The sequence below is a fragment of the Deinococcus pimensis DSM 21231 genome, assembly GCF_000519345.1.
In the GTDB taxonomy this organism is placed as follows: domain Bacteria; phylum Deinococcota; class Deinococci; order Deinococcales; family Deinococcaceae; genus Deinococcus_A; species Deinococcus_A pimensis.
In genome coordinates this window covers 4088-4577 of record NZ_KI912652.1, presented here as the reverse complement: position 1 = coordinate 4577, position 490 = coordinate 4088, and the positions used below count along the sequence as shown (strand labels likewise).

Annotated in this window: 1 protein-coding gene; it reads left to right on the top strand. The window is 75.3% G+C overall.

From position 1 onward, the window contains the following. Positions 1–490 (top strand): S8 family serine peptidase (locus DEIPI_RS39940; RefSeq protein ID WP_211238300.1); only part of this gene is annotated, 490 nt, incomplete at both ends.

The window sequence follows — 490 nt, the reverse complement described above, 5'->3', positions numbered from 1 at the left end:
ATCACGCGTCGGTGCTGGAGTTCGAGCCGGACGAGGGGTACGCCATCGTCGGCGCGCGCGCCTCCACGGGCGGCGTGAGCGCCCTGAGCGCGGCCGGCTTCGAGCCGAACGCGGGGCAGTTCACCGGGGCCACGGCGACCATGCACGGCACGCGCACCCTCTGGGCGGACGGCGATCCGGTCTTCTCCTCGCTGAGGGCCTGGGCGGGCGGCACCCGCACCCTCTGGGCGGACGGCACCTTCCAGCCCGTCCCGGAGAACACGGCGGTGCTGCGCTTCGCGGGCCTCTCGACCGCGCAGACGCTCGCGCCCCGCCTCGGGAGCGGCGTGAAGGTCGCCGTGATCGACACGGGCGTCGACCTGAACCACCCGGCCTTCCAGGGCGCGCTCGCGCCCGCGGGCGAATGGTGGGACTTCTCCGCGAATGACGCCGTCCCGCAGGAGGAGGGACCCGGCGGTCGCGGCTACGGGCACGGCACGGCCGTCGCGAG